Source organism: Shewanella japonica (assembly GCF_002075795.1).
Taxonomy (GTDB): domain Bacteria; phylum Pseudomonadota; class Gammaproteobacteria; order Enterobacterales; family Shewanellaceae; genus Shewanella; species Shewanella japonica.
Genome location: NZ_CP020472.1, coordinates 2,751,656 through 2,765,682, shown reverse-complemented (window position 1 = coordinate 2,765,682; position 14,027 = coordinate 2,751,656). Strand labels below are relative to the sequence as shown.

Annotated in this window: 13 protein-coding genes; 6 read left to right on the top strand and 7 right to left on the bottom strand. The window is 39.0% G+C overall.

Features of this window, described 5'->3' with window-relative positions:
• The first annotated feature begins 134 nt into the window (after positions 1-134).
• Positions 135-830: an aspartate/glutamate racemase family protein gene (locus tag SJ2017_RS11775; protein ID WP_080915884.1), complete on the top strand. Its 696-nt coding sequence runs from the start codon at positions 135-137 to the stop codon at positions 828-830.
• Between the two features lie 84 nt (positions 831-914).
• On the opposite strand, the gene SJ2017_RS11770 is transcribed toward SJ2017_RS11775, so the two are convergent.
• The 7 genes from SJ2017_RS11770 to SJ2017_RS11740 form a co-directional block, all read right to left on the bottom strand.
• Entirely contained in the window at positions 915-1,166 is a 252-nt protein-coding gene (locus SJ2017_RS11770) for a hypothetical protein (protein WP_055023244.1), read from the bottom strand.
• 1 nt (position 1,167) lies between these two features.
• Positions 1,168-2,793 carry a PepSY-associated TM helix domain-containing protein gene (locus SJ2017_RS11765; RefSeq protein WP_080915883.1) on the bottom strand — a complete coding sequence of 542 codons (1,626 nt, stop codon included), beginning with the start codon at positions 2,791-2,793 and terminating at the stop codon, positions 1,168-1,170.
• A 10-nt stretch (positions 2,794-2,803) separates the two neighbouring features.
• Entirely contained in the window at positions 2,804-3,100 is a 297-nt protein-coding gene (locus tag SJ2017_RS11760; protein WP_065107933.1) for a hypothetical protein, read from the bottom strand.
• Positions 3,101-3,383: 283 nt separating this feature from the next.
• A complete protein-coding gene (locus SJ2017_RS11755) occupies positions 3,384-3,761 on the bottom strand; it encodes a hypothetical protein (protein ID WP_055023241.1) in 378 nt (125 codons plus the stop codon).
• A gap of 464 nt (positions 3,762-4,225) precedes the next feature.
• On the bottom strand, positions 4,226-4,762 hold the full coding sequence (locus tag SJ2017_RS11750) for a GNAT family N-acetyltransferase (protein WP_080915882.1): 537 nt from the start codon (positions 4,760-4,762) through the stop codon (positions 4,226-4,228).
• 168 nt (positions 4,763-4,930) lie between these two features.
• Complete coding sequence (locus SJ2017_RS11745; RefSeq protein ID WP_055023239.1) at positions 4,931-5,596, bottom strand: tRNA (adenine(22)-N(1))-methyltransferase; 666 nt, start codon at positions 5,594-5,596, stop codon at positions 4,931-4,933.
• A 112-nt stretch (positions 5,597-5,708) separates the two neighbouring features.
• Positions 5,709-6,707, bottom strand: a complete 999-nt coding sequence (locus SJ2017_RS11740; RefSeq protein ID WP_080915881.1) for a LacI family DNA-binding transcriptional regulator — start codon at positions 6,705-6,707, stop codon at positions 5,709-5,711.
• A gap of 200 nt (positions 6,708-6,907) precedes the next feature.
• On the opposite strand from SJ2017_RS11740, the gene SJ2017_RS11735 reads away from it, so the two are divergent.
• The 5 genes from SJ2017_RS11735 to SJ2017_RS11715 all read left to right on the top strand — a co-directional run bounded on the left by SJ2017_RS11735 (position 6,908) and on the right by SJ2017_RS11715 (position 14,016).
• Complete coding sequence (locus tag SJ2017_RS11735; RefSeq protein WP_244899682.1) at positions 6,908-7,942, top strand: UDP-glucose--hexose-1-phosphate uridylyltransferase; 1,035 nt, start codon at positions 6,908-6,910, stop codon at positions 7,940-7,942.
• Positions 7,943-8,041: 99 nt separating this feature from the next.
• Positions 8,042-9,199, top strand: coding sequence for a galactokinase (gene galK, locus SJ2017_RS11730; protein WP_080915879.1), 1,158 nt, complete (start codon positions 8,042-8,044; stop codon positions 9,197-9,199).
• A 461-nt stretch (positions 9,200-9,660) separates the two neighbouring features.
• The gene (locus tag SJ2017_RS11725; RefSeq protein WP_244899681.1) at positions 9,661-10,140 is read left to right on the top strand and encodes a cupin domain-containing protein; all 480 of its coding nucleotides are present in this window, start codon (positions 9,661-9,663) and stop codon (positions 10,138-10,140) included.
• Positions 10,141-10,487: 347 nt separating this feature from the next.
• On the top strand, positions 10,488-13,565 hold the full coding sequence (gene ydiJ / locus SJ2017_RS11720) for a D-2-hydroxyglutarate dehydrogenase YdiJ (RefSeq protein WP_080915878.1): 3,078 nt from the start codon (positions 10,488-10,490) through the stop codon (positions 13,563-13,565).
• Entirely contained in the window at positions 13,558-14,016 is a 459-nt protein-coding gene (locus SJ2017_RS11715) for a DUF1285 domain-containing protein (RefSeq protein WP_080915877.1), read from the top strand. The genes ydiJ and SJ2017_RS11715 overlap by 8 nt, the downstream gene beginning before the upstream one ends.
• Positions 14,017-14,027 lie beyond the last annotated feature (11 nt).

The window sequence follows — 14,027 nt, the reverse complement described above, 5'->3', positions numbered from 1 at the left end:
ACAATTTGAGCCTTATTCGATAAGGTTATGAGCATACTGAATGACTGTATGAAAGAGTGGCGTATTAATGGCAGTATGTACAACAAATTGAATTGGATGAATCATGTTTTTCGCATGTAAGATGGGATGACACAATGAAAACAATAGGCTTGTTAGGCGGAATGAGCTGGGAGTCAACCAGCAACTATTACAAGGCAATCAATCAAGGAATCAAGGCGTCACTAGGTGGCTTTCATTCAGCCAAAATATGTCTGTTTAGTGTTAACTTTGCTGAGATTGAGTCACTACAGCACCAAGGTAATTGGCAACAAACTGCTGAAATTTTATCAAACGCGGCTAAATCGGTTGAAGCGGGTGGTGCTGACTGTTTACTTATTTGCACTAATACCATGCATAAAGTGGCAGAAGAAGTACAGCGAGCTATCTCTATTCCTTTGCTGCATATAGCCGACGCTACAGCTAGCACTCTGCTTCTAGATGGTGTTCGTACCGTGGGTTTACTTGGCACTCAATTTACTATGTCACAAGATTTTTATAAGGGAAGGTTAGCCGAACATCATGGTATTGATGTCATTGTCCCGAACGAAACACAACAAAAGATGATTCATCACATTATTTATTCAGAGTTATGTCTTGGTGAGATTAAGGAGTCATCTCGTAACCAATATCTTGAAATAATCGATGATCTTTACCAGCAGGGGGCTCAAGCGGTCATCTTGGGCTGTACTGAAATTGCCTTATTGTTACAGCAACAAGATACTCAGGTGCCACTTTATGATACGACACAGATTCACGCAGCGAGTGCGGTGAAATTTGCCTTGCATAAGTAAGCGGCTAGCTTATTCCTCACCTATCAATAACTGCTATTAATTAACAGTTAACTCAATGCCCCATTCACTATTGATGCTAACAAGTTAGCTTATATCGTTGGCTGAAATTGTTGTATTACGATTGAAAAAACTCAATATAATCCCGAATAGTGCGACAACAGCAAGGTATACAAAAACGCCACGCGCGGTACCGTATACGGTAATAAACATCACCACAGAAGTAATATTCAATAATGCCGAAAAACCTTTACGAATGTTGTTATTAGTAAATGTACCTGCCGCATTTAATAATAATGTCGCAAAATATGCCGTCATTAACGCGAATAATAATGTCATGCTAGATTCCTTCTTTAAGTTGCAGTGTTGAAGTTTGATACGTTTCATTCAACGATAAAGTGCTATTTAATTTTTGATACATTAGTAATAAAGCAATACCCAAGATGCATAATACTAAATCGACGCCAACAGAGACGTAATGACCTGTAACAAAGACATTAAGAAGGTGACTGTTGGTTAAGATGGCGTCCATTGGCATGATGAGAATCAATAACCAAGATGTGGTAAGGGTGAGGCATTGCATGGCCTTTTTGGCACTCATAACAAAAGGCAGACAGCAAGCCAGAAACCAAGTTATGAAGAACACATAAAATAATAAGCTGGTGGCATCAATACCTGGATACCATTTATTGACAATCAATTGAGTTGGGAACAACACTACGGTAGCTAAAACTAGTCCTGCACAACTACCTATAAGTAATTTATTGAATCTAATATATGTTTCTCGACTATGTGCAGGGTGCTTGGCATTCATACCTCTTTCTATCCATAACATAATGCCTGATATTGGTATCAGTGCAGTACTCAGGCCTAATATCGCCCAAATCGCTTTAATGAAAACGCCGCCAAAATTTCCGAAATGTAATGGAAACATCGCGTCTAGGATTTTTCCTGTTATGCCTTCAAGCCGACCGAAATTTGCTTGGGTGTTAATATACTCAGCATTGCTACCTTGATAAATTAAGGTCTCACCGCCGAGCTGTTCACCACCGGTTCCGAATAAGTAGACTAAAGCATTTTTATCGCCATAGCCCATTATTGCTACACGATTAAATGTTAAGTCTGGTCTTTGTTGTTCGCTAGCTTGTAAAATTGTTGCAAGCTTTGTTGTTGCTGCGACTTCGGCCATGATAGGTGGTTTTATTGCGGTAAAGGTTTCAATTAATTTTTCTTGGTCGCCATTAAAGCTGACGTAAGCTGCTGCAGGCACTAAAATGACAGTTGCTAAGCCTAAAAAAGCACCTGTAAATGCAATCATAGAGTGGAAAAGCACAGCCCAAACACTCATTACTTTATGGCCATCATTTAATGCAAGTGAAAAACTTTTACTGAGTCTAAAAGTAAATAATTGAGCCAAAATTTTTCTATGAATAACTATCCCGGTGGCGATCGACACCATTAGTGTTAAGCCTAATAATCCGGTGAGAATTAACCCAATAGGTCGCCCTAAATGTAAGTCTGCATGAAAATGAGCAATGAACGTGGCCATATTGAGTTTAATAAGACTAAAAAAGCTCTCCATATCGGTTTTATTAGTGATCTTAAGTGTATTGGGATCTAACTCATAAACTACGCCTTTGTGCTCTTCCTTGCCATTTTCATCAATAAAGTGACCTTCATAAATAAGCCGAACCGTGGCCGAGTTTTTAGCATCAGGTAGTTGGATATGAACTTCTTCTAAATATTCAGGACCAACTTCAGCGGCATGCTGATGCACTTTTTCTGCTAATTGTGCAGAGGTACTTTCAATTGGACCTCGAATTGCGTTATTTGCCCATACAGTTAATTCTGGTTTTGCAAAAACAGCAACGGCACCTGTAAAGGCAATAATGAACAGTAATATTCCAGTAATGATGCCAACCCAGGAATGGAGTTTATATAGTTTTTTTATTGTTAGACTTTTCATTACTTTACCGTTAACCGACTAATGAGAAATAGGCTAGAAGAGAGTGAGAAATAATCAGCGTCAACATAATTAAATACACGTACTTTACTGAGGTCGCCATATAGCTGTAGATGAAAAGAGCTGTCCAAATAAAAGAAAACAGTAAAATCGGGATACCAATAGCATCATTTTGATGAAAAGGAAGGTAAGTTGTCATCCCTGGGATCATGACAGTCGCTGTTATTAATGCCAGCACAATAGCGGCAAAGCTACGGGCTTTTAAATGTGTGAATGTTGCATTACCTTGGTAACTATCTGTTTTATCCATAAAAGTAATTTGTCTAATCCGAGGTTAACTTAATCTAAATCCTAATGTTAATGATAATTGTTATCGTTACCTGTGTAAAGTGAACTTCCTATCTATTTCGGATTTGGTTTAAATCAGATGTTGTGATTCGAGTAAAGTCAGGGAGCAGTTGAGGTTTTCTTGTGAGGTAATTATTCGTTGGCAAGTAAAAGTATAACGAGTTTTTAGGATTGAAGTTAACTAGGCATATTAAAACAGTATATTACAAGCGATTCCCACACTTATAATATACTGATAAACAAAATTATTCAGCAGTTTTACTTACTTTATTGTCAACATACTCGTTAATTGAGATTGCTCTTTGATTAATTCTTCCACATCCACGAGCTAGTTGTGTTCGCTCAACACTATTAACCCCTAAAGCCATGGCTTGGTAAAATCGGCTATTGTATTTATTAATTGATACACGAACTTGTTCTTGATCATATAGACTGAGCACACTTTCAATAGCACTAGTATCTTTACCAATAAAATCATATTTTACATAGCAGTCAGAAAGGTCTTTTAATAATTCGTTTGCAACGTAGTCTTTATGGTTTGGAGCTGATATGTCATCACTTGCAACTGCGCTAAAACTCAATAGGATTCCTAAAGTCGTTAATATCGATTTATATGTTTTCATGTTTAACATCCCAAAATAGTTAATGTCTAGATAAAGGTAATACAATCAAACATTTGCTCAGAAGCATAAAGGGGTAGTATTGCACTCCTTCCTTGAGCTATTGCATCCTTTCCTTGGTTAAATCAATAAATAATTCAGTAACTTGTATTATTACTTGGTAATAATACAAGCTAAAACTAAATTAACATTGATGAATTAATATTAGCATGAGTATATTTTCTGTCTAACCAGAATTGATTTCAGTTAACATTGAGCAATTATGTGGTTGTGTACTCATAACAATTCGCAGAAAAGTTACAATAGAAATGAAAACATGAGGGAAGTCGTGCCAGCTTGCAGGGGTAGGTTATGTAATTAAGTCATAAGTTCTTGCAAGCAGGCTTAATCGGACAATTAAATCCTTATTAAATTTCATATATCAGCGTTTATTCAAAGAACGGGTAATTGAAATTATTTACAATAAATTACCAATATTTTTGTTTGTTCAGTGCATCAACACAGCTTATAACGCTGTCTTGTTTGCTAATCTCTAACTCATTAAGCGTTTGTGCAATCCAGCCTTCTGGATACGTTAATGTGAAGGGGGCAGTAATAATGGAATCGTTAATCTGCTTAAAGCCAACCTTATTGTAGTAGTTAGGGTCGCCATAACTAAACACACGTTCAACACCAGTTGCTTTAAGATAAGACAAACCTTCAAGAATCAGTTTCTGCCCGATTCCCTGACCTTGGTTCTCGGTATTAATCGCAACAGGAGACAAGATAAATGCGTTTGCGTTATTCGCAGTAACAAGTCGACTGAAGAAGATGCAACCAATAACAAACTCGTTTTCAGTGGCAACAAAACCAATAAGATCCTTTGAGTCAGTTGTTGTGATTAAATCATCGACAAGCCTTGCAATAACTTGCCCTTCATCAGCTCCCTCTGAGTCGGAAAATACATTAGCAAAAAGCTCTATAACGGTTTCTGCTTGACTTGCTTGGTACTGTGCGATTTTCATGGGTGCCTTTTTTGCTTAAATGAGAACGTAATAACATCGTTAGAATTAAACTGATTACATGTCGATTAACAGTGTAGCCAAATTTGCTTAATAGGGGCTGAATAAAATTGAACGTACAAAGATAATTATGCCAATAATTTGTGCTTTTATGTACTTACGATCATAAGCTTATAGTAACTGTTCATAAGCGTTAATGACGTTTTTGACCAGCAAGGGTTGTCCTTTTTGAATTCGCTGATAATGCGCTAACGTTTTATGCAGGTATTGCTGATTTATCAATTTTTGCTCTTCGCAATCTGTTTGCCAAAAAAGCTCACCAGTTAAACTAATTGGTTTCATCTTGTCAGCGTTATTGGTGACATGAATGACTTCATAGTAGCGGCCATTTTCTTCAATCAATACTTCCGCTTTTAACGATAAATGTAGATTTGAAAGATTTTGGCGCAGTTCAAATTGGTGATGAACTGGACACAGGAGTATATCTATTACTTGATCAGGATGAGCATGAAGTATGTTAGTGACTAAATCACTCATTAAGTCGCCGCCAATGCCTGCAATGATTACCAAGTGATGGCCTTGGTATTGAGTTAACGGTAATAAGGAAACATCGATACAGTGGGTTTGCCAAGTGTTGGTATCAGCAAAGAAATGGTTCAATTTGTGGCTTAAATTTGACATCAATTCTGGCACAATATCAACAAAATGGACCTTAGCAGATTGTTGTTTTAATAGTGCAGCGCCGAGGTAACCATGATCGCAGCAACAATCCCAAATATGATCAAACCCTGGTTCTACCATATGACATATTTGTAATAAGCGTTTACTGAGTTTCATTAGTTTATCTAGCCAGATCCTAAAAAGGCGCTATTTTAGTCGGTTTTAATGCTTTTTGCTGCAATATTTACAGAACGTACTTCAATTTTTTACAATGAAAATGGTCGATAATTTATAAGGCTTGAGTAGACTCTCTTATCACTAACTCTGGTGAATAAGATGATGATTGTGCTGTTGGATTAATATTAGCTGACAGGGCTAATAAGGCCGCATTTTTAGCCATAGAATCAATAGGGTAACGTAAGGTTGTTAGCTTAGGTCTTGAATAACGTGATAATAACACGTCATCAAAGCCGATGACGGAAACATCATTAGGTACTGACAAGCCTTTATCTTCAAGGGTAGAAATAACGCCAATTGCCATAGCGTCGTTATATACAAATATGGCACTGAAGGGAGTATTTTGTTTAAGTAAATCTTGAGCCGCTTGTTCTCCACCTTGCAGGCTAGGTGATGCATAGGTGATTAATTTATCATTGAGTGTTAAGCCATGACTTGCTAAACCACGTTGAAATCCTGCCAAACGTTCTTTTGGATCATCAATATCCAGATTACTGTTCACACACGCAATATTGCTATGATTTAACTCGGAGAAATAGTCAGCCGCTTTTTGACCACCAATGTGGTTATCAAGCCAAATACAGCGGTGACTGATTGCTTCAATATAGCGATCAATTAATACAAACTTTGGGTTATCGTTAAACAAAGCGATTAATGTTTCATCTGGTATTTTTTTGCTATGAATCACGATTGATTCACAGCGCTGTTGCATCAAAGACGTTATCGCTTTCATTTCTGATTCAGCACTCACTTGGCCTGTACTGATAAGTAGCTGCACTTTATTTTCTCGCGCAATTTGGTCGATTCCATTGGCGAGTGCTGCAAAAAATGGGTCAGCAACATCAGGAATAACCACACCAATGGTAGCTGCTTTTTTCATGACCAATGAACGGGCATTAATATTGGGCTGATACCCCATAGTGCTAATTAGGTGTTGAATACGTTCTCGGGTTTTAGCGCCCACTTTGGGTCCATTATTAACGACACGCGATACAGTAGCCACAGATACATTGGCGGCTCTGGCGATATCTTTAATGGTTGCTTTTGACACAACATATCCTGAATGAAAGTTATTAGTAGCAGTAAATTACCTTTCTAACTCGGGTTTAGCAAACAAATAGTCCAATTAAAAATAGCTATTGCACAAAAGAGGGTAAACGTTTACCCTTTTGTCATTGTATTGTTTTTAAACAGCACGTGTGACATCGAGTTATTAGCATTATTGTTTATAAAATTGAAATGGAAAGCATCATGACGTTTGATCCTACTGAGCATCCTCATCGCCGATTTAATCCATTGATAAATGAGTGGATACTTGTTTCGCCACATCGAGCAAAGCGGCCTTGGCAAGGCCAAGTTGAAAGCATTGATAATGACGTTAAGCCTAGTTATGACGAGTCATGCTTTTTGTGCTCAGGTAATACGCGAATTAATGGAGAAGTGAACCCTGAGTATCAAGATACTTTTGTATTTCAAAATGATTTTGCTGCATTAAAACCAGACACCCCTAAACACAGTGAAAACGATCCTTTATTTAAAATAGAATCAGAGCAAGGTGAAAGTCGTGTCATTTGTTTTTCGCCTGATCACAGTAAAAGCTTGCCGCAGCTATCTGTTGCTGCCATCACAAAAGTCGTGGCCTGTTGGCAAGAGCAAACTCGAGAATTAAGCGAGCAGTATCAGTGGGTACAAGTATTTGAGAATAAAGGGGCGGTTATGGGCTGCTCAAACCCTCATCCACATGGCCAAGTTTGGGCGCAAAATCATTTACCAACGTTAGTGCAAAAAAAACAACTGGCATTGTCTTCGTATTATGAGGCCCATCAATCAAGCCTTTTAAATGACTACGTTGGCAGAGAACTGGACAATGCAGAACGCATTGTAGTGGCTAATGAAGATTGGGTCGTTGTGGTGCCTTATTGGGCGGCTTGGCCATTTGAAACATTAGTCTTACCGCGTTTTAGTGTAACTCGCATGACAGAACTCAGCTGTGCACAACAGTCGACACTCGCCGATATTATTAAAAAAATTACCATTAAATACGACAACCTTTTTAATTGTTCTTTCCCGTATTCAATGGGGTGGCATGGTGCTCCATTTGATGGCGAAACCCACCCTGAATGGACATTACATGCCAGCTTTTTACCTCCACTTTTACGTTCTGCCAGTGTACGAAAGTTTATGGTGGGATATGAAATGATGGCCGAATCTCAACGGGATCTCACCCCAGAACAAGCAGCCACAATGCTTCGTCAGCAAAGTGATGTGCATTATAAATCAGAATAAGCGGCCATTTGGGCAAGTATAAGGACTACGAAATATAGCCAGTAGCTGGCGCATCGAAGCGCTTTATTTAAAGAGATAACACAGATAACGGATTGAATAATGAGTGAGCAATTGATAAAGAATGTAAAACACGCTTTCGAAGCGCAATTTGGTTATGCCTCTAGTCATGTCGTTACGGCGCCAGGCAGAGTCAACTTAATTGGCGAGCACACTGATTATAATGATGGTTTTGTGTTGCCATGTGCCATTAATTACAACGCAGCAGTCGCTGCAAGTCGTCGTGATGACAATGTCGTACGAGTTATTTCTTTAGATTATGGCTTAGCTGTTGATGAGTTTAGTGTAAGTGAAGAAATAACTCATGCAGAGCATGATTGGGCTAATTACATTCGTGGTGTGGTAAAGCACTTATTATTACGTGGTTATCATTTTAATGGCGCCGATATCGTTATTAGTGGAAATGTCCCACAAGGCGCGGGGTTAAGCTCATCTGCGGCATTAGAAGTGGTAATAGGTCAAACCTTTAAAACCTTATATCACTTAGCTATATCGCAACAAGAAATCGCCCTAAATGGCCAAGAAGCTGAGAATAAGTTTGTTGGGTGTAATTGCGGCATTATGGATCAGCTTATTTCGGCGCAGGCCAAAAAAGGCCATGCGTTATTAATTGATTGCCGCTCATTAAAAACTCAGCCAGTAAAACTGCCTGATGGTTTCAGCGTATTAATTGTAAACTCCAATAAAAAACGTGGTTTAGTCGACAGTGAGTACAATACTCGCAGGCAGCAATGTGAAGATGCAGCAGCTTATTTTAATGTTCAGGCACTGCGTGATGTTGATATCGCAAGATTTAATGATCAACAAAGTGAACTTTCATCAGTTATCGCCAAGCGAGCAAGGCATATTATCACCGAAAATCAACGTACTATAGATGCTGCTGAGGCAATGAGAAATAATGACATCAAAACATTACAACGACTTATGGCAGAATCGCATGCATCTATGCGAGATGATTTTGAAATAACGGTGTCGGAAATCGATATTTTAGTGGAGATCATTAAAGCTGAGATAGGAGAGTCTGGTGGAGTAAGAATGACCGGTGGAGGCTTTGGAGGTTGTGTGGTTTCACTCGTACCTGATGAGATGGTTGAGCAAGTGATTAAAGCGGTTAATGCACAATACGAGCAGCAAACAGGCCTGACTCCAAGTATCTTCATATGCAGTGCGGAAGAGGGAGCGACTGCGGTAGATAAGTAAGTGTTATTTATCGTTATTGTTACTGTTTCTTAGTAATCTATATCGTCTGTAATACCGTCTATTTTGTTACACGACACATGTAATTTAGTATTCTGATCATCACACTTATCACCTATCTAGTTTGCATGATGACTCGATAGGTGTTTTTTTATGGATATCTTTTCACTGGTTTTTCATAAGCTTGGTATTTAAGCTGTATATAATAAGAATCTGATAAAAACAGATAGCAATCCAGCTATGGCTATTTAGCGCTTCTGATTAAGAACTTTGGAGTAAGTGCTTTGGATTAAGTGCTTTGGATTGAGTGCTTTGGATTGAGTGCTTTGGATTGAGTACTTTGGATTAAATATTTTGGATTTAGCATCTCAAATTAGTGCTTCAGATAGATTTGTATAAAACGGATTTTGACTCTGCTTTAATATTCATCTCTGATTTAAAATCATCGACTATAAGGAAATAACATGATTTACCACTTCACAGCTAAGAAGATACCGTGCCTAGCAAGCGCTTTACGTTCAGTAATGTTTTTAGGTCTAAGCTTGACTTTCGTTTCTAGTTTTTTGAGTACAGCTGTTGCCATAGAGCCAACCGATGATATTGCAGTTGAGCAACTCCTTAAAACAAGCAAAAGTTGGGATGGTCGTACACTACCTAGTTATCCAACAGGTCAACCAGAAGTCACTATTTTAAAAATAACCATTGCCCCCGGTGCAACTTTGCCATATCACCAGCATCCGGTCATTAATGCTGGCATATTAACGAAAGGACATTTAACTGTAACGACAAAAGCCGGTAAACAACTCGTTATGAAAGCGGGTGATGCAATAGCTGAAGTCGTTGATAAGTGGCATTACGGTACTAACTCAGGAGTAGAACCAGTCGAGATAATTGTTTTTTATGCAGGAATAGAAGGTAAACCGTTAACAATCAAGCAGAAATAAAGCGCTATTTAAATTTTGAACATTACTCTAAAACCGATATGAACTTACTCTGTAGGTATTAACAGGTCGTTTATTGTTAGGCTCGGTTATCAATTTGGCCAATTAATTTTTGCCAATTATTGTCTACCAATTAATTACAGACATTACAATTGTGCCAATGATGCTCAATGATAAGTCATCATATTCATTAGGATGAGACAGATATCTATCAATTGATGAAATATGCGGCCATGATTTTGTAGAATATTCAATCGATATCAAAATTTAATGAATTTTACTAACTCAACTACTTAGCTGTTATTTTTTTGTTTATAATGATGACAAAATTACTATAACAGAAGTCGACTATGCTGCCGCTGCTATCCCATCATCAAACATTAGAACCTATCTATTTACGCTTTTTAGAAGCGCTTGAAGCCTCTTCGTTTGCAGGTGAAATAGATAAACGTTACAGCGCAAGGCTAATCCAAGCGACCGATAATTCTGTTTACCAGTTTTTACCTCAAGCTGTAATTTATCCGCTAAATCAAACTGATGTTGAACTGGTGTTAACACTGGCTTCAGATCCTCAATATAAGCAAGTCACTTTTAGTGCCCGTGGCGGTGGTACAGGTACTAACGGTCAGTCTTTAACTCATGGCTTTATTCTTGATGTTTCAAGGCATATGAATCAAGTGCTTGAAGTCAACGCTGAAGAAGGTTGGGTCAGAGTACAAGCCGGTGTCGTTAAAGATGCATTGAACGATGCACTGCGGCCACATGGATACTTTTTTAGTCCTGACTTATCAACCTCTAACCGTGCCACTGTTGGCGGGATGATTAATACTGATGCTTCAGGTGCGGGCTCTCTTGTCTATGGTAAAACCTCAGATCATGTATTAGGACTAACCAGCGTGCTGGTTGATGGCAGTGTACTAGCAACTTCACCAATGCAAGGTGATATTGCACTGGGTAAACAAGGTGATTTACACCAACAAGTTAATCACAATTCCTTTGCTCAACATATTGTCAGTCATATTGCGAGTCGTTGTCATGAAAAGCGAGACTTGATTGTTAAGCAATTCCCTGCGTTAAATCGTTTTTTAACGGGGTATGATTTACGCCATGTCTGGAATGATGATCTGACTCAATTTGATTTATCGCGGATAATAGCAGGCTCTGAAGGCACGCTAGCGGTCTTAACCGAAGCTAAACTTAATATTACACCGCTTCCTAACACGCGAATGATGCTTAATATCAAATATGATTCGTTTGAGTCAGCATTACGGCATGCACCTTCTTTGGTTGCAGCGAGTGCCACAGTGGTTGAAACGATCGATTCAAAAGTGCTTAACCTTGCCCGCGAAGATATCATCTGGCATTCAGTTTCACACCTGATTGAAGCTGTACCTGATAAAGTCATCGAGGGGCTTAACATGGTTGAGTTTGCGGGTGATGAAGAGGATGTCAAAGCTCGTATTAGCAAACTGGAATCTGTGTTGGCAAGCCAACTTGCCAATGAAGAAGCTGGTGTTGTGGGTTATCAAATCACTTCAGATAAACCAAGTATCAATAAAATTTATGCGATGCGTAAAAAAGCAGTAGGTCTGCTAGGCGCAACAAAAGGACGCCGAAAACCACTTGCATTTGCCGAAGACACCGCAGTGCCGCCTGAAAACCTAGCTGACTTTATTATGGAGTTTCGTGATTTATTAGACGGGCATAAGCTGCAATATGGCATGTTTGGTCATGTTGATGCTGGTGTGTTACATGTTCGTCCTGCACTAGATATGTGTGATGAAGCAGATGAAAAGTTATTGAAAACCATTTCAGATCAAGTGGCAGAGTTAACGCTTAAATATGGCGGCTTGATGTGGGGTGAACATGGTAAAGGTGTTCGCGGAGAATACGGTCCAGCGGTATTTGGCGATGAACTGTACGGTGAGCTTGAAGAAATTAAAGGTTTATTCGATCCGCAAAACCGTTTAAACCCAGGTAAATTGGTTGCTCCAAAAGACAGTGGCCCTATGATGTTTAACGTCGACAGTGTTAAACGTGGCACATTCGACCGTCAAATCCCAATCCAAGTACGTGATGCGTTTCCTGATGTGATGAACTGCAATGGTAATGGCCTTTGCTTTAACTACAGCAGTTATTCTTTTATGTGTCCGTCATTTAAAGCAACGGGTGACCGTATCCATTCGCCAAAGGGGCGCAGTGGCTTAATGAGAGAATGGCTACGTTTACTAGAAGCTGAAGGTGTTGATGTTGATGCCCTAGCTAAGTCAAAACCATTAAGTTTTTTACAACGTGCTCAGAATAGCTATAACGCAGAGCGTGACTACGATTATTCCCATGAAGTGATGGAGTCTTTGAAAGGATGTTTAGCCTGTAAAGCATGCTCTGGACAATGCCCAGTTAAAGTCGATGTGCCTAAATTCAGAGCGCAATTTTTTAATATCTATTACAAGCGTTACATGCGCCCAGCAAAAGACTATTTGGTCGCAGGTATTGAAGATATGTTACCTATTATGGCAGCAATGCCAAAGGTGACTAACTTTGCATCGCAAAATAAACTCAGCCAATGGGTGATTAAAAAATCGATTGGTTATGTCGATGCGCCAGCATTATCGGTGCCGACACTCAAACAACGCTTAGATGGACACGAAAGTCGTGGCTATGATTTAGAAGCGCTACAGGGTATTCCTGAGTCAGAGCGTGCTCAATATGTGTTAGTGGTTCAAGATCCTTTTAACAGCTTTTATGATGCGGATCTGGTGTATCGCTTTATTCAGCTAATAAAAGAAATGGGCTTAAAGCCGGTATTATTGCCATTTAAACCTAATGGTAAGCCTACCCACATAAAAGGTTTTTTAGATAAGTTTGCAAAAACAGCGCAATCCAGTGCTGATTTTTTGAATCAAGTGTACGCCCTTAATATGCCAATGGTAGGGTTAGACCCAGCCTTAGTCTTATGTTACCGAGATGAATATCAGCAAGTATTAGGCAATAGTCGTGGAAATTTTGAAGTGTTATTAGCAAATGAATGGCTAACGGATGCCATCAATTCAATACCAAAACTGAATAACACGCAGCAAAAATTTAGTTGGTTCAGCCATTGTACTGAATCTACGGCAAAACCTGCCACGCCAGCAGAATGGAAAACCATATTTAGTCACTTTGGGGCTGAATTCGATGTGATAAACGTTGGTTGCTGCGGTATGGCAGGCACCTACGGTCACGAACAAGATAATTTAGGTCGTTCAACTAAATTGTTTGCTATGTCTTGGCAGCCGACCTTAGATAAGATTGACGATAAAACGCAAATTTTAGTGTCAGGCTATTCATGTCGAAGCCAAGTTAAACGTTTTGCAGGCTTCAAACCAAAACATCCAATTGAAGCCTTATTGCAATTGTTAGTTCAAGCGAAACAAGATAATGGCTGAACCCATTAACATTGCCGAACAATTGGGGCAATTAAGCCCCAATAATGACGAAAGCCAGCAATCGTCTACACCGTTATGCAGTGATGAACCACTATTTAATATTAATATGCAAGGCGAGTGGACGTATTTGGGCAGTCCACTGCCGAAAAAGTTTGCTAAGTTATTTGCTAGTGTACTTAATGGTATTGATGGGGAGTATTTCTTGATTACGCCAGTGGAAAAGGTGCAGGTGACAGTTGAACGTCACGCTTTCGTGATTGTTGATTATAATGAAAATGATGATAACAGCTTATCCCTAATTAGCAGTATTGGTACTGAGCATATAATCAACAACCCTTCATTGGTGAGATTGTTAGAAGATGCTATTGAATTTCCAGTAGAAAGAGGCGTCATTGCAGGGTTAGGGCGTGCTTGTTACTACCGCTATATTAATCAATTTGTAACAGACTGACTAAAATAGCG

Coding starts and splice junctions, on each gene's coding strand:
- SJ2017_RS11775 (WP_080915884.1), top strand. CDS start 135: ATGAAAACAATAGGCTTGTTAGGCGGAATGAGCTGGGAGTCAACCAGC.
- SJ2017_RS11770 (WP_055023244.1), bottom strand. CDS start 1,166: ATGACATTATTATTCGCGTTAATGACGGCATATTTTGCGACATTATTA.
- SJ2017_RS11765 (WP_080915883.1), bottom strand. CDS start 2,793: ATGAAAAGTCTAACAATAAAAAAACTATATAAACTCCATTCCTGGGTT.
- SJ2017_RS11760 (WP_065107933.1), bottom strand. CDS start 3,100: ATGGATAAAACAGATAGTTACCAAGGTAATGCAACATTCACACATTTA.
- SJ2017_RS11755 (WP_055023241.1), bottom strand. CDS start 3,761: ATGAAAACATATAAATCGATATTAACGACTTTAGGAATCCTATTGAGT.
- SJ2017_RS11750 (WP_080915882.1), bottom strand. CDS start 4,762: ATGAAAATCGCACAGTACCAAGCAAGTCAAGCAGAAACCGTTATAGAG.
- SJ2017_RS11745 (WP_055023239.1), bottom strand. CDS start 5,596: ATGAAACTCAGTAAACGCTTATTACAAATATGTCATATGGTAGAACCA.
- SJ2017_RS11735 (WP_244899682.1), top strand. CDS start 6,908: ATGACGTTTGATCCTACTGAGCATCCTCATCGCCGATTTAATCCATTG.
- galK (WP_080915879.1), top strand. CDS start 8,042: ATGAGTGAGCAATTGATAAAGAATGTAAAACACGCTTTCGAAGCGCAA.
- SJ2017_RS11725 (WP_244899681.1), top strand. CDS start 9,661: ATGATTTACCACTTCACAGCTAAGAAGATACCGTGCCTAGCAAGCGCT.
- ydiJ (WP_080915878.1), top strand. CDS start 10,488: ATGCTGCCGCTGCTATCCCATCATCAAACATTAGAACCTATCTATTTA.
- SJ2017_RS11715 (WP_080915877.1), top strand. CDS start 13,558: ATGGCTGAACCCATTAACATTGCCGAACAATTGGGGCAATTAAGCCCC.